Source organism: Pseudarthrobacter sp. fls2-241-R2A-168, assembly GCF_030209335.1.
Lineage (GTDB): Bacteria > Actinomycetota > Actinomycetes > Actinomycetales > Micrococcaceae > Arthrobacter.
The window spans coordinates 75896-92494 of sequence record NZ_JARVSG010000011.1 but is presented as its reverse complement, the minus strand read 5'-3'; the positions used below and the strand labels follow the sequence as shown (position 1 = coordinate 92494).

Sequence of the window (16599 nt, the reverse complement as noted above, 5' to 3'; positions counted from 1 at the left end):
AGAATTGTCCGGTGATGCAATCCCCCCTCCCCGTACGCGAAGGCGTGAACGCGACCCGCCTGCGCCTGCCCGGTGAGGGGCCCTGGGACACCGCGATGGACTACATGATGCACCGCTGGGGCCACATCGATCCGCAGGGCATCGAAGACAGGTTCGACGCCGGCGAGATTGTCGGCGAGGGCGGCGTTCCCCTGGACCGGGGTACTCCCCTGACGGACCACACCTTCATCTGGTACTACCGGACCCTGCCGCCCGAGACCCGCATCCCCGTGGAGCTGTCCATCCTGCACCAGGACGAACACCTCCTGGTGGTGGACAAACCGCACTTCCTGCCCACCACCCCCGGCGGGACCTACATCCAGGAATCCGCCCTGGTGCGGCTGCGCAACCAACTGGCTCTTCCGGACCTGATTCCCATGCACCGGCTGGACCGCATGACCGCAGGCGTGCTGCTGTTCTCCACCAACCCGGACACCCGGGGCAAGTACCAGGTGCTTTTTGAGAAGCGCCAAGTCCAGAAGGAATACGAGTGCGTGTCCGCAGCCGAGCCTGCGGAGGGGTACCCGGGCGTCGAATTTCCCGTGGTGGTACGCAACCGGATGACCAAGTCGCGCAGCTACCTGCTCGCCGAAGTGATCGAGGGCGAGCCCAACGCGGAGACGCGGATTGAGCAGCTGGCAACGTTCGACGTCGGCCCTGCAGCGCGTGCCGCGGGCACCGGCACTGCCGGGCCGGTTGATAACCCCCGCCGCGCGCTGTACCGGCTGGAGCCGCACACCGGCAAGACCCACCAGCTGCGGGTGCACATGGCCTCGCTCGGGCTGGGCATCATCAACGATGCCTTCTACCCGGACCTGCTGGACAAAGCTCCGGACGACTACACCAAACCCCTGCAGCTCCTGGCCCGGGGCATCCGGTTTGTGGACCCGATGTCCGGGAAACCGGTGGAGTACCGCAGCGGCCTGCAGCTCAGCGAGGCCGCGGGCGCCTGACCTGCGGAAAGGCCCAGTGGACGCACCGCTGTGGTTAACTGTGGTCCCGGCAGGACCAATCTGCGGTACCTTGTGGCCATGGACTTTGGCAGCGCTGACAGCTGGGGGGCGGCCATCTATTTCTGGATCATCCCCGTCGTGCTGGGCGACGCCATCTTCCCGCCCATCCCGTCCGAAATGGTGGTGATCACCGGCGGAGCGCTGTCCGCCGACGGCCGGGCCAACGTGTTCCTGGTGGTCGCACTGTCTGCCCTGGCCTCCTGGCTGGGCGACATGGTGGTGTTCCAGCTGTTCCGGCGCCGGCTGAGCCACGTCCTTGACCGCTGGAGATGGGGCCGCCGCGTCCATTCCGGGATCCACGAAGCCCTGGCCAAGGCCGGGCGATCTTCCACCTACGGCGCCATTATCGGAGCCAGGTTCATTCCCGGCGGACGGCTGGCCACCTCGGCTGCCGCCGGGATCGCCAACGTTTCCGTCCGCGGCTTCAGCCTGTGCGCCGGACTCGGCGCCGTGTTCTGGGCATGCTGGCTGGTGGGCCTGGGCTACTTCACCGGATCGGCCACCGGCCTGCCGTTCTGGGCCAGCTCCCTGATCGGGGTGGCGCTGGGGCTGGTGATCGGCGTCGTCGTCGGAATTATTGTTACGCGGCGCCGCGGCAACCGGTCCCCCGTCGTCGAAGAACCCGAGCCGCCCCTGCCGTAGCGGTTCTAAAGCGGCATCCAGCGGCCGCGGCTGCGCCGCAGGACCGTGAGGGAACCTGTCAGCGCAACGCGTTCGACGGCGTCGCGCATCATGGCTGCCGACTCGACCGCCTGGCGGTTCTCGCCGCTGTATTCGGTCGCCTCCACGAGGAAGCGCAGGTTCAGCTGCGGCACGCCGCCGGCAATCTGCAGCTGGTTGGACTCCACGTGGTGCCGTGTTCCCAGCGCCTCCACCGCCGCGTCCATCACGGCTTCGGGCGGGTTGCCGGGGCGCAGCCCGGTGATCTTCAGGCGGGTCTGGAACGAAGGCATGCCTTCAACCCTACCCAGACCCTCTCTCACTTAATGTCGGGAAATCCTTATCCCTCTCTCCTGAGTGAGAGAGGGATAAGGAAAAAGCCGCATCAAGTGAGAGAGCGTTGGTGGTTACCCGGTGTTGCGGAGGCCTGCTGCGACGCCGTTGACCGTGATCAGCATGGCCCGCTGGAGGCGTTCATCGATCTCGCCTTCGCTGATGGTGCCGCTTTCGGCCCGCACGCGGCGCAGGAGTTCCACCTGCAGGTAGCTGATCGGATCCAGGTACTGGTCGCGGATCTCGAGGGAGCGCTTGAGCGTGGGCTGGGCGTCCAGGAGCAGCCGCTCGCCGGTGAGGTTCTGGACCTCGGCGACGGTCAGCTCGTACTCCTCCCGGATGGCCCGGAAGATGTGGTGCAGGTCTTCCGGGACCAGGGTGGACACGTAGTATCCGGCAATGTCCATGTCCGTCTTGGCCAGCGTCATCTCCACGTTTGAGAGCACCGACCGGAAGAAGTGCCAGTTCTCCCACATGTCCACCAGTTGGGCGGTGTTGCCGGCCTCGCGGGCAGCCTTGAGCCCTGAGCCGACGCCGAACCATCCCGGCACGATCTGACGGGACTGGGTCCAGCCGAAAACCCACGGGATGGCACGAAGGCCGCCGAGGCCCGCACCGGAATCCGGGCGCTTTGAGGGGCGGGAGCCGATGTTCAGCGATCCCAGCTGCTCCACGGGGGTGGAGGACATAAAGTACGCGGGCAGGTCCGGATCATCGATCAGCTTCCGGTACCGATCAAAGGCGGCATCGGAGATGGTTTCCATGACGTGCCCGTACCGTTCGCGCTGGTCCGCGGAGGTCCGGGGATCGCGGTGCAGGGCCGAGCCCTGGAGCACGGCGGCGAGGCTGAGTTCAAGGTTTTCGCGGGCCAGTTCGGGCAGCGAGTACTTGTCCGAGATGACTTCGCCCTGCTCGGTGAACTTGATCTCGCCTTCCAGGACGCCGTTGGGCTGGGCCAGGATGGCGTCGTAGGTGGGTCCGCCGCCGCGGCCCACGGATCCGCCGCGGCCGTGGAACAGGCGCACGCGGACGCCGTGCTTGGCAGCCACGTCCCGCAGCTTCCGCTGGGTCTTGTGGATCTCCCACTGGCTGGTCATCACGCCGGATTCCTTGTTGGAGTCCGAGTAGCCCAGCATGATCTCCTGGACGTCCCCGCGCAGCCGCACCAGTTCCCGGTAGGACGGATCGGACAGCAGCCGGTCCACGATCTCGGCCGAGGCGCGGAGCTCCTCCACTGTTTCCAGCAGCGGCGCGAACCCGATCTTCGCGTAGGGCTTTTCGCCGAAGAGGTTCACCAGGCCGGCTTCGCGCGCCAGGACGGCGGCGGCGAGGACGTCGTCCGCGCCGCGGGTCATGGAGATGATGTACGTCTCGATGACATCCGGACCGTACGTGCGCAGGGCACGGCGGATCTCGCGGAAGACGTCGTACGTGCCGTCAGCGGCGCCGTCGAGCTTGATCGGGTGGCCGGACAGCGGACGGCGGGAGGCAAGCTCGGAACCGAGCACCTCGAAGCGTTCCTCACGGCTCAGTTCGGCGTAACGGAGGCCGGGGCCGCCGATCCGGTCCATCAACTGACCCACGGCGTCGTGGTGGTGGTCGGCGTGTTCGCGGATGTCCAGGGTGGCCAGGTGCAGGCCGAAGGAGGCGATGGCGCGGCGGACGCGGGCCAGGGCACCGTCCGCGGCGAGCGACGCCGAGTGGTTGCGGAGCGAGAGTTCCAGCAGTTCGAGGTCCGCCAGGAGTTCGTCGGTGCCGTTGTAGTCCCGGCCGTGCTCGTGGTTGGAGTCTGCGGCCACGCGCTTGCCGGTGTTGATGAGTTTGGCCTTGATGCAGGTGAGCTTCAGCCGGTAGGGCTCCTGCGCGTTCAGCTCAAGGACACGGCGGTCCAGGCCCGGCAGTTTTTTCAGGTCCGCGTCGATGGACTCGAGCAGTTGCTGGTCCGCGCCGGCGAGCGCAGTGGAGTTGGAGAGGATGGAGATCAGTTCGTCGATCATGGCGATGCTGATCCGGACCGCGTGCTGGTTCTGGATCTGCAGGATTTCCCGGGTCACTGCGGCGGTGACGTTGGGATTGCCGTCGCGGTCGCCGCCGATCCAGGACCCAAACCGGATGGGGGCTTCCTTGGACGCCAGGCTGACGCCGTGCTCGCCCAGCAGTTCGGAGAATTCGGCCAGCATCTCGGGCATGGCGTCGGTGAGGATGCCGCCCAGGTAGTAGATGGCGTTCCGGGCCTCATCCACCGGGGTGGGCCGGACCTGACGGAGTTCGTCGGTCTGCCACATCTGGTCGATGATTTCAGCCAGCTGGCGGTCCTGGCGGCGGCGGGCCGTGGTGCCTTCGGCCGTGGGCTGGGCCAGGACGTCGGAAAGCTTGCGGATCTTGTCCAGCACCGAACGGCGGGAGGCTTCGGTGGGGTGGGCGGTGAAAATGGGCCGCACATCAAGCCCGTTCACTACTTCCTGAAGGACGCTGGGCCCGGCCTGGGCAGCGATCTCGTTGACGGTCTTGGCCAGCCAGCCGTCCTTCTCCGCGCGGGTCCGCAGGCCCCGCACCCGGTGGACCTGCTCGGCGGCGTTGGCGAGGTGGAAGTAGAAGGCGAAGGCACGCACCAGGTCCGTGGCCTGCTCGATGGGCAGGGAGCCGAGGAGCTCGCGGACCTGGGCCACGACGTCGTGCGCGCTCCAGGGGCCGGTGGCATCGGCGCCGCCGCGGGCGGCTTCCTTGGATTCCTTGGTGAGGAGGCGGACCTGCTCCACCAGGTCCAGGAGCTCAGGCCCGTGCTGGCGGACCAGGGATTCGCCCAGCAGGGTGGAGACACGGCGGACGTCTGCCCTCAGTTCGGAGGCAAGGTCTGATTCGGGATGTGCTGCAGTGTGAGCCATGGAAGCTATCTTTCGAGGGTTTCGGACCGGGCTCGTACACTGCGCTGGATACTGTGAGCCACGTTACTAGCTAAAGATGCTACCCGCAGCGCGGCGTCACCGGGGAATCCGTCTCAGATAATGTCGTCGGCGGGGTAACCTACGTGCCGCTTCACGCGCTCAAGTTCCGCCTGAAGATCCGCCAATTCGCTGCCATAGGCGGCAAGTTCGGCATTACGCCGCCTGGCCGCCCGCATGCTGGCTGCCAGGACCAGCAGGCCCACCGGCACGCACGCTGCAAAGGCCCAGCCGGCCGCCGCGAAAAAGCCGAGAGCCACCGGAAGCGCGGACTGGAAGTCCATAAAGCCGTTGACGCCGTCCGCCATGTCCCCGAGGGCCCCTTGCAGCGGCTTCAGGAAGTCCCCCACCACCGGGGCCTCCGTCAGGTTGGGCGGGCGGACTTCCTGCCCGGTGCTGCCCCACCGCTGGTCACCCACGTGGTTCAGGACGTAAATTCCGGCACCCACGCTCGCGGCGATAAACACCAGCAAGGCTGCCAGCAGCGCCTGGTCCGGCCGGCGCCGCCGCCAGGCAAGCATCGCCGCCCCGCACACCAGGGCAGCGATCCAGGTCAGGGCTTTGAGCCAGTCAGTGCTTATTGCTCCCAGGATGTCCACGCCACTATTCAACAGTGCGGACAGCCTCGGGGTTGGCATCCAGGAGCCGCGTTCTACGGAATGAAAGCCGGTACAGCGCCGTTGAAGCGGGGGCATAACGAACCTCCGAAGGGAACCATGAACACCATTCCAGCCGCCAAGGTGGAGCGCTGGCAGCGCTTCCGCGACAACCGAGACAAGGCCCTGGCCGCCCGCCACGGCTGGCTGACCCTCACCTCCTTCCAGTGGCTTGAAGATTCTCCGGCCGCCGTCGAACTGGTGCCCGGCCTCTGGTCCACGGACGGTACGACGGCGTCACTCACCGCAGTGCCCGCGGACGGTTTGACGCTGGTGGAGACAGGGCAATCGATGGCTGGGACCATAGCGGCGTCACTCGCCGACGAAGAATCACTGATGTGGGTCCAGTTCGGCGGCAAGGACGGCGCACGGGTGGTGGTTGAGCTGGCCATGCGGGGCGGCCGCTACGCCATCCGCACCAGGGACTCAGAATCCCCCGTTTTCACCGAATTCCAGGGCGTTCCCACCTACCCGTACAACCCGGACTGGGAAATTACTGGCCGGTTCGAGCCCTATCCGGAGCCCGTGGACGTTCCGATCGCCACTGCCAACCCGCTGGTGGACGGCATCCACCGCACCGTGGGCGAGGTGGTGTTCCGTGTGCCGGGCAGTCCGCACGAAATGCGGCTGCAGGCTGAGGAGGAAAAGCTCGGGGCCCTGACTGTCACGTTCCACGACGAAACCAACGGCGAAACCACCGACGACTGGCGCAAGCTCACCATGCCCCGGCCGCGGCACGATGCAGCCGGAAACGCATCCGTGGTCCTCGATTTCAACCGGGCCATCAACTACCCCAGCGCCTTCACGCCCTATGGGACCTGCCCCATGCCGGTGAAGAACAACTCGCTGGACGTCCGCGTGGAGGCTGGCGAGATGCAGCCGTACCCCGGTGAGGACTAGACGATGGCAGAAAGTCCGGTAACGGCCCGCCCCACGATCAAGGTGTTGATCTCGAACGATCCCTCGTACGTGTAGATGGCCTCCGCGTCCGAGAAGATCTTCGCCATCCGGTAATCGGTGACAATGCCGTTTCCGCCCAGGATTGACCTGCCCAGGGCCACGGTCTCACGCATCCGCGCGCTCAGGTAGGACTTGGCGAGCGCCACCTGCGGCATGTCCGCGGCGCCGGCATCCTGCAGCCTGGCAAGCCCGGCCATCATGCCCATGCTGGCCACCGCATTGCCAAGCATGGTCACCAATTGCTGCTGGACCAGCTGGAACTGTGCCAGCGGGCGGCCGAATTGTTGGCGCTCCACGGCGTACTGCCGGGCGACGTCGAAGGCCGCCAGCTGCTGGCCTACCGTCTGCCAGGCCACCATGATGCGCGAGCCGCGCAGCAGTTCGTTGGTGTCATCGAAACTGCTGATGGCGGCGAAGCGGTCCGCCTCCGCTACCCGGACGTCGTCGAAGGTGATGTCGGCATTCTGCACGGTCCGCAGCGCGATCTTGTTTTCGATCCGCGTCCGGGTAACTCCTGGCAGGGTGGCATCAACAATGAAGCCCCGCACCGAACCGTCCGCCTCGTCGCGCGCCCACACCAGCATGTAGTCGCAGAAGGTCCCGTTGCCGATCCACCGCTTGGCACCGTTCAGCACCCAGGTGTCTCCGCCGTCGTCCGTTCTGCCTGTTGCGGAAGAAATCCGCCGGGCGCGCGTCTCCATGCCGCCTGCCACGTCAGAACCATGGTTCGGTTCGGTGAGGGCGAACGCGCCGGTGATCCGCAGGTTTGCGGCGTCGTCCAGCAGCCGCCGCTTCTGGCCGGGGCTGCCGAAGGCGTACAGCGACTCAACGAAGAGATCGTGATGGACCAGGAAGAACGTGGCAATGGACGTGTCCACCCGCGTCATCTCGGCGATCACCAGGCCGGCGAACAGGTGGCTGTATCCCCGCTGCGCAGGGGTGCTCAGCTGCAGGGCCGCGAGTTTGGGCAGGATGTGCGCGGGAAATTCCGCTTTGTTCCACCAGTCGCCGGCATAGGGAGCGATTTCCGCGGCCAGGAACTCCCGCAATTCAGCCAGCTTGTCCCGCTCCGCCTGGTTCAGCAGGGATTCGACGGCGAAAAAATCCGCCGACGGCAACGCGTCAGTTTTAGGGAGGGTCATTTCGGTCCCATCCGGATGGCGCCGTCCAGCCGGATGGTTTCGCCGTTCAGCATGGCGTTGTCCACGATATGCGCCACGAGGTTCGCGTACTCGGCAGGCTTGCCCAGCCGCGAGGGGTGCGGCACCTGGGCGCCCAACGAATCCTGGGCTTCCTGCGGCAGGCCCGCCATCATGGGTGTTTCGAAAATCCCCGGCGCGATGGTGACCACCCGCACCAGCGAGCGCGCCAGCTCCCGTGCAATAGGCAAGGTCATCGCCGCCACGGCACCTTTGGAGGCCGCGTAGGCGGGCTGCCCGATCTGCCCTTCAAAAGCTGCTACTGAGGCGGTATTGATAATGACGCCGCGTTCGGGTCCGCCCAGTTCCGAGGTGACGGGCTCGGTGGACACCATGGCTGCCGCTGCCAGCCGCAGCACGTTGAACGTCCCCACGAGATTGACCTGGATGACCCGGTTGAACGCCTCCAGCGGAAGCACGCCATCCCGGCCCAACACCTTGCCCGGCGTGGCAATGCCGGCGCAGTTCACCACGATGCGGAGCGGGCCCAGCTCCTGGGCGGCGTCGACGGCGGCCTGCACCTGCGTTTCGTTGGTGACGTCTGCAGGTACAAAGACGGCGGACTGATCCGTCCCGCCGCTGCCGGCTTTCCCGTCCTTCAGCCCGGAAGCAAACGCTTCACCGGCAGAGGAGGCAAGGTCAACAAGAACCACCGAGGCTCCGGCGCCGAACAGCCTGCGGGCAGTAGCTGCGCCCAGACCCGAGGCACCTCCCGTGATCAGCGCAACGCTGCCTGTGACGTCCATACATCCTCCTTGATGTGCGCGCGCTCCGGCCGAAGTCCACGTAGCGTTAGTTAGTGAATGTTAACTGAAATTACCCCGCCCACGCACCATCCGGCGTTGCCCGGCCCTGCCGTGGGCGCGGCTAGGGTGGATGCCATGACTTCCGCGGATGCTTCCACTCCCGTTGACTGGCACGAAAGGGCCAACGAGGCCGCACGGTCAGTCACCGCACTCTTTGGCAGAAGGCTGTTCTTCTTGCCGGGCACACATCTTGGCGCCGTCCAGTGGCCCGTTCCCGGCTGGCGCGACGACGTGAAGGGCAAACTGCTCCAGCCTTGGCACTACTGGTGGCAGGCCCACTACGTTGACTGCCTGGTGGATGCGGGCCGCCGGGAATTGGGCAACGGCGCCACCCCCGCCGCAAAGTTCAACGGCCCGGAGCATCCCAGCGCCGGAAGGCTCGCCTCCCGGATGGTGACCGGGATCCGGCTGCGCAACGCCCTGACGTTCGTCAACAACTACTACGACGACATGGCATGGCTTGCCCTGGCCACCCTCCGGCTGGACACACTCGCGGAGGAGACGCGCCGGCCGGGGCGGCGGCGCAACGAGGCCGTCCGCAGGACCCTCACGCTTCAGTTCGATGCGGCGTGCACTGATGACCTGGGCGGCGGTTCCTTTTGGAGCAAGAAACGCGATTTCAAGAACACGCCGGCCACCGCACCCGTGGCCCTCTTCTATGCCCGCACGGGGCAGCCGGCGAAGGCGCAACGGCTGCTGGACTGGCTAAATGCGACCCTCTTGGACGAGGAGCAGGGCCTGTACCTTGACGGCGCCCGGCTGGGCCCGGACGGGAATGTGCTGATCGAGCGGGCCGTCTACACCTACAACCAGGGCCCGGTCCTGGGCGCACTCCTTGAGCTGGGCGGTGAGGCGAACCTTGCCAGGGCGGCTGCACTGGTGGCGGCGGTGGAGCGCCGCCTGACTGTTCCGGCAGGTGAATCAGGCGGGGCCGGGCCGGTCCTTCGCTGTGAAGGAACGGGCGACGGCGGGCTCTTCACCGGGATCCTGTGCCGGTACCTGGCCCTGGCTGCCGCAGACAGCCGGCTCCCGGCGGGTACGCGGGAAGCAGCGGCCGGGCTGGTCAGGAATACGGCAGCTGCTTTTTGGACCGGACGGCGCCCTGTGGAGAGCTCCGAGGCCGGCAGCCCCGGACATGCTGCAAGCATTTTTTCGATGCAGGCGGACCAGCCGGCGGACCGGTTGTACCCGCCCGGAATCGCCGTGGAACTGTCCACCCAGCTCCAGGCATGGATGACGCTGGAAGCGGCCGCGTCCCTGGAGTCAAGAATCAGGAATTAAGTCACGCCATAGGCACGTAATTTTTGAGAGCCTCGTCACAAATAGCCCCTTCCGGCTATATTCTTAGGTTTGCCTACCCTACAGTTCCTTGCGTGGGCATCTTCTCCGAAAGCCCATGGGGGCTTCGTTCCCCGAGACTTTTCCCCAGAAAGCAGCTCCTTAATGAAGATCCGCAACCGCGCCCTGGCCGGCATCGCACTCGCCGCCAGCGCCGCCCTCGGCCTGTCCGCCTGTGGCGGCAGTGGCACCCCCGCAGCCAATGGAACATCCGAAGCAGCAGAGTCGGGCGGCATCACCGTATACAACGCCCAGCATGAGAGCCTGACCAAGGAATGGATCGACGCCTTCACGGCCGAGACCGGCATCAAGGTCACCATGCGCCAGGGTTCGGACACTGAGCTGTCCAACCAGATCATCCAGGAAGGCGCCGCGTCGCCGGCGGATGTGTTCCTCACTGAGAACTCCCCCGCCATGACGCAGGTCGAAAACGCGGGCCTCTTTGCCGACGTTGACAAAGAAACCCTCAAGCAGGTCCCCGCAGAGTTCGTTCCCTCCACCGGCAAGTGGACCGGCATCGCCGCCCGCTCCACCGTCCTGGTGTACGACAAGAACAAGCTCACCGAGGACAAGCTCCCCAAGTCCATGCTTGACCTGGCCAACCCGGAGTGGAAGGGCAAGTGGGCTGCTTCGCCCACCGGCGCCGACTTCCAGGCCATCGTTTCGGCACTGCTCGAACTCAAGGGCGAGGCCGCCACTGAGGAATGGCTCAAGGGCATGAAGGAAAACTTCAAGGCCTACAAGGGCAACAGCACGGCCATGAAGGCAGTCAACGCCGGTGAAGTGGATGCAGCCCTCATCTACCACTACTACTACTACGGTGACCAGGCCAAGACCGGCGAGAACTCGCAGAACGTCGCTCCGTACTACTTCAAGAACCAGGACCCGGGCGCCTTCCTGTCCGTTTCCGGCGGCGGCGTGCTGAAGTCTTCCAAGAACGCCGAAGCTGCCCAGCAGTTCCTGAAGTTCATCACCGGCAAGAAGGGCCAGGAAGTCCTGAAGAACGGCACCTCCTTCGAGTACGCCATTGCGTCGGAGGTTGCCGCCAACGACAAACTGGTTCCCATCAAGGACCTGCAGGCCCCCACGGTTGATGCAGCCAAGCTGAACTCCACGAAGGTCACCGATCTGATGACCAAGGCCGGACTCCTCTAATACCGTGAGCACCGATCTATCGGCTCCCCCATCAGGGAAGGGCACGACGACGGCGGGCCGGGGCAAGCAGCCCCGCCCGCCTTTCGGCGTTTCAGCGGTGTCCGTCCTGGCCGTACTGATCGCCTTCTTCTCCCTCGTGCCCCTGGGGTACGTGGCGTACATGACCGCGGCAACCGGGTGGGACACCGCCGTCGGCCTGATTTTCCGGCCCAGGGTGCTCGAACTGCTGCTCAACACGCTGCTGCTCACCGTCATTACGGTGCCGCTGTGCCTGCTCCTGGGGGTGGCCGGCGCCTGGCTAGTGGAACGCACAACGCTGCGCGGGCACCGGGTCTGGGCAGTGCTCCTGGCCGCGCCGCTGGCCATCCCGGCCTTCGTCAACAGCTACGGCTGGGTCTCGGCGGTGCCGTCCCTGGGCGGCCTGGGCTCCGGCGTACTCATTGCGACGCTGTCCTACTTCCCCCTGGTGTACATTCCCGCTGCCGCGTCCCTGAGCCGGCTGGACCCCGCCATCGAGCAGTCGGCGGCGGCGCTGGGCCTGGGCAACTGGGCCACGTTCTTCCGGGTGGTGCTCCCCCAGCTCCGCATCGCCATGACCGGCGGCGCCCTGCTGGTGGGGCTGCACCTGCTGGCTGAGTACGGGGCATTCGCCATGATCCGCTTCGATACCTTTACCACCGCGATCATGGTGCAGTACCAGTCCACGTTCAACGGCGCCGCGGGCAACATGCTGGCCAGCGTCCTGGTGTTCTTTTGCCTGCTCCTGCTGCTGGCCGAAGTCCGCAGCCGCGGCTCGGCCAGATACGCCAGGGTGGGGCCCGGGGCGCAGGCCAAGGCGCTGCGGCTGCCGCTGCGCGGATACCAGCTTCCCGCCCAGGCCTTCCTGCTGGCGCTGACCCTGCTCGCCGTGGGGCTTCCCCTGTTCTTCGTCCTGCGCTGGACTGCCCTGGGAGGCGCGCCCGTATGGGCGGCTGCGGAGTTCCTGCCCGCCCTCACCACAACCCTGGCCTACGGGCTTGCCGGCGCGGCCGCCACCACGGTTGTGGGGTTTCCGATGGCTTACCTCGCAGTCCGCCACCCGAGCTGGTTCAGCAAGTCCCTGGAGCTCTCCAACTACGTCACCAGCTCAATGCCTGGCATCGTGGTGGGCCTGGCCTTTGTCACCGTCAGCATCCGCGTGGTTCCGGGCGTCTACCAGACCGCCGGCGTACTGGTGGCGGCCTACGTGCTGTTGTTCCTCCCGCGCGCCCTGGTGAGCCTGCGGGCAGGGCTCGCCCAGGCACCCAAGGAGCTGGACGAGGCTGCGCAGTCCCTTGGCAAGCCGCCGCTGGCCGCGTTCCTTCGGGTCACCCTGCGGTTGACCGCACCTGCCGCTGCCGGCGGCGCCGCCCTGGTTTTCCTTGCCATCACCAACGAGCTCACTGCCACGCTGCTGCTGTCCCCCAACGGGACGCGCACCCTGGCCACCGAGTTCTGGAGCAAGAGCAGCGAGATCGACTACGCGGGAGCGGCGCCCTATGCGCTGCTGATGATCCTGCTCTCGGCACCCATGACGTACCTCCTTTTCCAACAGTCCAAGAAAGTAGCCGGACAGTGACAGCACAATCCACCTCACGGCTGCCGGAGCCCAGGATCGCCCCGTCTGTGGCAGCCAGCACCAACACACACCTTGAGATCGCCGGTGTCACCAAGAACTTCGGCTCGCAGGACGTCCTGCGGGGGGTGAACCTTTTGGTGGCCAAGGGCGGAACCACGGCAATCGTTGGTCCCTCCGGTTCGGGCAAAACCACGCTCCTGCGGCTGATAGCGGGCTTCGAGCACCCGCTGGCCGGCAGCATCGCGCTGAACGGCAGCACAGTGGCTGGTGATGGTGTCTGGGTGCCGGCACATAAGCGGAAGATCGGCTATGTGGCGCAGGACGGGGCACTCTTCCCGCACCTGACAGTGGCCCAGAACGTCGCGTTTGGACTGGATCCGGCGAAGCTCTCCGGAGGCCGCCGCGGCGTCGCCGGCAGGGTGGGTGAACTGCTGGAGATGGTGTCCCTGGATCCGGACATGGCGAAGCGCCGCCCGCACCAGCTTTCCGGCGGGCAGCAGCAGCGGGTGGCCCTTGCCCGCGCGCTGGCACGCGAACCCGAACTGATGCTCCTCGATGAGCCGTTTTCCGCCCTTGATGCCGGCCTCCGGGTAGCCACCCGTAGAGCTGTGGCCCAGGTCCTGGCCGAAACGGGCGTCACCACCATCCTGGTAACCCACGACCAGGCCGAGGCCCTGTCCTTCGCCGATCAGGTGGCGGTGATGCGCGGCGGGAAACTTGCCCAGACAGGCAACCCCTTTGTGGTGTACACCCGCCCGGCCGACCGTGCCACCGCAGAGTTTCTGGGAGACGCCGTCATCCTCGACGCCTGGATGGAAGGTTCCCTGGCCACGTGTTCCCTGGGCGGGATCCCTGTCCGCCGGCCGCCTGCCCAGGGCCGGGTGCAGCTGATGCTCCGGCCCGAACAGATCCGGATTGCCGAGGACAGCCCCATCCGCGGCGTTGTGGTGGACACGGACTACTTCGGCCCGGAAACCACGGTGCGGCTGAAGCTGGCGCTTCCGCCCGAGCTTGCCGGCGGTGCAGACCACCGGTACCCGGGCGGGGGCGAGATCATCACCATCCGGCACTGGAACGCATCCATCGCCCGGCCCGGAATGGAGCTGTGCCTCCGGGTGGTAGGCGAAGGCGTGGCGTTTCCCATCGAACCCTGACCGGGCTGCGCCTCAGCGGATTCCCGCGAGCGGTGTAACTGTGCCGCTTTTGACGCTCACGGGACCGCCCGCCGCCGTGACGCGCACCTCTTTGGTGCCCGATGGCGGGAAGACGAGCGAGGTGAGGCTCTGCCTGCCGCCATCCACAAACACTTCCACCGAGGACCTGTCCACGTAGGCCGTCAGGCGGACGGCTCCACTTCCCGGGCCGCCATCCGACGCCTGGATCTGGCTGTACGTGTCGCGCCCCGCGGCCTTATCGCTGCCTGCATCAGGCCGCGGGACGCCGGCAACGTCGTCGCCGTCCCTGGCAACAAAAGCTTTGCCGGTCGCAAAGTCGTAGCCAACAGTGGCATAGGTCCTGCCGCCGCTTTGCAGGAGCACACGGGCTTCGCCTTTCCCCGATTCCGGCTTCGCCAGTTCAACATCCATCTTGAACGCTCCGCTGGCCGGGAGGGACAGCGCCTCGCCGGACCCGTCCCGGAGCATTCCCGCCGGAATCGGCGTCGGGGCACCCTCCAGGGATTTGAGGGCGGGGGTGGGCGTGGACACCAAAGCCGGCCGCCCGCCGTCGGACTCCAGACGGATGTCCCGCACCACTGACGCCGCGCCGAACCAGTCCTTGGTAGGCAGCTCGCGGGCGTAGGCCCAGTTGTTCATCCACCCGATCACGTGCCGGGAGGACTTGCGCTGCCCGTCGGTCAGCCGCGGGTCGTCCCAGGTGACGGCGGCATAGAAGTCAGATCCTGCGTCGAGCCACTGGTGGCCACCGTCGGCCGTGAATCCCTTGCCGTCCCAGCTGCCCGTCCAGTACGCCAGCCCGGTGGTCCGGCCTTCCGCGGCGCCGTTGGCACTGGCAGCCAGCACCCAGGTCCGCCGTGCCGGATCACCGTCGATGTCCAATTGGAAGAAGTCCGGGCATTCGAGGACGCCCAGGCCCTCGCGCTCAAAGCCGGATGCGTACTTCCACTGCTTCAGGTCCTGGGAAGTGTAGAAGCCGATTTTGTGGCCCTCGGCGAGCAGCATCAGCCACTGGTTGTTGGCTTCGTCTCGCACAATCCGCGGATCGCGCCAGTGCTCCGCGCCGGGGTTCTCCATTACCGGATTCCCGTCGTAGCCGGTGAAGCTGTACCCGTTGTCCGTGGAGTAGAACATGGACTGGCGCTGGACGCCGTCGTGCTGCTGGGTAAGGATCGCCACCACCGCGCCTTTGCCGAAGCCGGCGGTACCTTCGGTGTCGACGATGGCTGACCCGGTTTCGATGTCCCCCAGCCCGTTACGGAACTTGGGGATGGCCACGCCTTCGTTCTTCCAGTGCACCAGGTCCGCGCTGGTGGCGTGGAACCACTCGGTGCCGTTCCCTTCCGGGTAGTCGGCGTTGTAGAGGTAGTAGTAATGCCACTGGCCGTCCAGGAAGAACGGGCGCTGCGGATCGTTCATCCACCGCTGCTCGGGGGTGAGGTGGTAGGCCGGGCGGTACCCCGGGTTTGCGGCAGGAGCCTGCAGTTGCGCCGCATCGGCCGCAGGCCACGTCCGCTCCTCACCCAGGTCCGCGAGCAGGGCGTCCCGCGCCTCGGAACGGATGCACGCTGGAAGCTGCACGGCTTCCGGATCCTGCCGCACGGCGTCGGCTGTGCTGCTGCGCAGGAAAACCTGGCCGTCCACCCGTACCCCGGCCAGCCAGCCGCTGCCGCACTGAATGCTGCGCACATCTTCCGCGCCCTCCGCCGGTATGTCCTTTCCGCGCTCCCCCAGCGTCCGGTCGTTACCCTTGAGCCACAGCGAGGCGTAGGCACCCGTCTGCTCCCGGGCAGCGGCCTGGGCAGCTGCGACACTGCCAAGGACATGGCCGGCCTTGGCGCCTGCCCCGGAACCGGCGTTGCCGGACAGGACCAGGGAGAGGACCACCGCCAGAGCGGCAACGGCCGCCGCGGCCGCCCACCACAAAGGCCGGCCCGGGAAAGTGCGGGGAGTTCTGAAGGGTTTGCGGATCATGGGTATCGTTCCGTCGCCGAACACACAAATGCCGCCCCCCGGATGAGGAGGCGGCATCAGCGCAAGTGAACCATCAACCCTACGCGTTCACACGCCAGGACCCAATTACTGTTACATCCCGGCCGGCCGCTTCTTCTGCGGGTATGGCGTCTCGCCGCGGGCCAGCATCTCCACGAATCCGGCAATTTTCCGTTCGCGGGTGGCGGCCTGCTTGACAGAGTTGGTCCGGTAAATCAGGGCGAAGCGGTTGGTTTTGGTGAGAACATCGAACATCGCCTGGGCGGCCGGAACGGCGGCGATGGCGGCGGCCAGATCCGCTGGAACCTCGGCCGTGGCCTGCCCGTCATACGCCTTGTCCCAGCGGCCGTCCGCCTTGGCGGCATTCACGGCTGCCCAGCCGGCGTCTGTCATCCGGCCCTCGGCGTCCAGCCGGGCCACATGGCCGACATTCCGGGCAGACCACGGGCTTTTGGGCCCCCGCGGCGTCATCCGCTGCAGTGATGTTTCGCTGTCCCGGCTCTTGCTCTGGCCATCGATCCAGCCGAAGCACAGTGCCTCATCCAGCGCCGCCGCATAGTCCAGCGCCGTGACCTGCCCGCCCTTTTTATGCAGGACCAGCCACACACCACGGCTGGTCTTGTGGTTTTCCTCCAGCCAGCCGCGCCAGGCGGCGGCGTCCGGCACCAGCAGTTCCTCGAGTTCAACAGCCATGGCCCTATTCTGCCCGTGACCCGCGACGGCACAACCCCTCC

Annotated in this window: 14 protein-coding genes; 7 read left to right on the top strand and 7 right to left on the bottom strand. The window is 66.5% G+C overall.

Annotation, left to right across the window (positions count from 1 at the left end):
- The first annotated feature begins 14 nt into the window (after positions 1-14).
- The gene (locus tag QRN11_RS08680) at positions 15-992 is read left to right on the top strand and encodes an RluA family pseudouridine synthase (protein WP_285250691.1); all 978 of its coding nucleotides are present in this window, start codon (positions 15-17) and stop codon (positions 990-992) included.
- A gap of 78 nt (positions 993-1070) precedes the next feature.
- On the top strand, positions 1071-1694 hold the full coding sequence (locus QRN11_RS08675) for a DedA family protein (RefSeq protein WP_285250653.1): 624 nt from the start codon (positions 1071-1073) through the stop codon (positions 1692-1694).
- A 5-nt stretch (positions 1695-1699) separates the two neighbouring features.
- Here the strand turns inward: QRN11_RS08675 and QRN11_RS08670 are convergent, their stop codons facing one another.
- The 3 genes from QRN11_RS08670 to QRN11_RS08660 all read right to left on the bottom strand — a co-directional run bounded on the left by QRN11_RS08670 (position 1700) and on the right by QRN11_RS08660 (position 5586).
- Positions 1700-2005, bottom strand: coding sequence for a hypothetical protein (locus QRN11_RS08670; protein WP_091422388.1), 306 nt, complete (start codon positions 2003-2005; stop codon positions 1700-1702).
- A gap of 114 nt (positions 2006-2119) precedes the next feature.
- Positions 2120-4930 (bottom strand): phosphoenolpyruvate carboxylase, encoded by a 2811-nt coding sequence (gene ppc, locus QRN11_RS08665; RefSeq protein ID WP_285250652.1) that lies wholly within the window; start codon positions 4928-4930, stop codon positions 2120-2122.
- Positions 4931-5043: 113 nt separating this feature from the next.
- A complete protein-coding gene (locus QRN11_RS08660; RefSeq protein ID WP_285250651.1) occupies positions 5044-5586 on the bottom strand; it encodes a hypothetical protein in 543 nt (180 codons plus the stop codon).
- A gap of 117 nt (positions 5587-5703) precedes the next feature.
- Here QRN11_RS08660 and QRN11_RS08655 point away from each other — a divergent pair, with 117 nt between their 5' ends.
- Positions 5704-6543, top strand: coding sequence for a DUF1684 domain-containing protein (locus QRN11_RS08655; protein WP_285250650.1), 840 nt, complete (start codon positions 5704-5706; stop codon positions 6541-6543).
- Here the strand turns inward: QRN11_RS08655 and QRN11_RS08650 are convergent.
- Both QRN11_RS08650 and QRN11_RS08645 read right to left on the bottom strand, forming a co-directional pair.
- Positions 6540-7745, bottom strand: coding sequence for an acyl-CoA dehydrogenase family protein (locus tag QRN11_RS08650; RefSeq protein ID WP_285250649.1), 1206 nt, complete (start codon positions 7743-7745; stop codon positions 6540-6542). The two genes, QRN11_RS08655 and QRN11_RS08650, sit on opposite strands and share 4 nt — an antisense overlap.
- Positions 7742-8548 carry an SDR family NAD(P)-dependent oxidoreductase gene (locus QRN11_RS08645; protein WP_285250648.1) on the bottom strand — a complete coding sequence of 269 codons (807 nt, stop codon included), beginning with the start codon at positions 8546-8548 and terminating at the stop codon, positions 7742-7744. The genes QRN11_RS08650 and QRN11_RS08645 overlap by 4 nt, the downstream gene beginning before the upstream one ends.
- Before the next feature lie 135 nt (positions 8549-8683).
- Between QRN11_RS08645 and QRN11_RS08640 the strand changes: the two genes are divergently transcribed.
- The 4 genes from QRN11_RS08640 (at position 8684) to QRN11_RS08625 (ending at position 13852) form a co-directional block, all read left to right on the top strand.
- The gene (locus tag QRN11_RS08640) at positions 8684-9889 is read left to right on the top strand and encodes a glycoside hydrolase family 76 protein (protein ID WP_285250647.1); all 1206 of its coding nucleotides are present in this window, start codon (positions 8684-8686) and stop codon (positions 9887-9889) included.
- A gap of 162 nt (positions 9890-10051) precedes the next feature.
- Positions 10052-11101, top strand: a complete 1050-nt coding sequence (locus QRN11_RS08635) for an iron ABC transporter substrate-binding protein (protein ID WP_285250646.1) — start codon at positions 10052-10054, stop codon at positions 11099-11101.
- A gap of 4 nt (positions 11102-11105) precedes the next feature.
- Entirely contained in the window at positions 11106-12698 is a 1593-nt protein-coding gene (locus tag QRN11_RS08630; RefSeq protein WP_285250645.1) for an ABC transporter permease, read from the top strand.
- On the top strand, positions 12695-13852 hold the full coding sequence (locus QRN11_RS08625; RefSeq protein WP_181762558.1) for an ABC transporter ATP-binding protein: 1158 nt from the start codon (positions 12695-12697) through the stop codon (positions 13850-13852). Before QRN11_RS08630 ends, QRN11_RS08625 begins: the two co-directional genes overlap by 4 nt.
- A 12-nt stretch (positions 13853-13864) precedes the next feature.
- Here QRN11_RS08625 and QRN11_RS08620 read toward each other — a convergent pair whose 3' ends face one another.
- Together QRN11_RS08620 and QRN11_RS08615 are read right to left on the bottom strand one after the other, a co-directional pair.
- Positions 13865-15847 carry a glycoside hydrolase family 32 protein gene (locus QRN11_RS08620; protein WP_285250644.1) on the bottom strand — a complete coding sequence of 661 codons (1983 nt, stop codon included), beginning with the start codon at positions 15845-15847 and terminating at the stop codon, positions 13865-13867.
- 111 nt (positions 15848-15958) lie between these two features.
- A complete protein-coding gene (locus QRN11_RS08615; RefSeq protein WP_285250643.1) occupies positions 15959-16558 on the bottom strand; it encodes a YdeI/OmpD-associated family protein in 600 nt (199 codons plus the stop codon).
- Positions 16559-16599 lie beyond the last annotated feature (41 nt).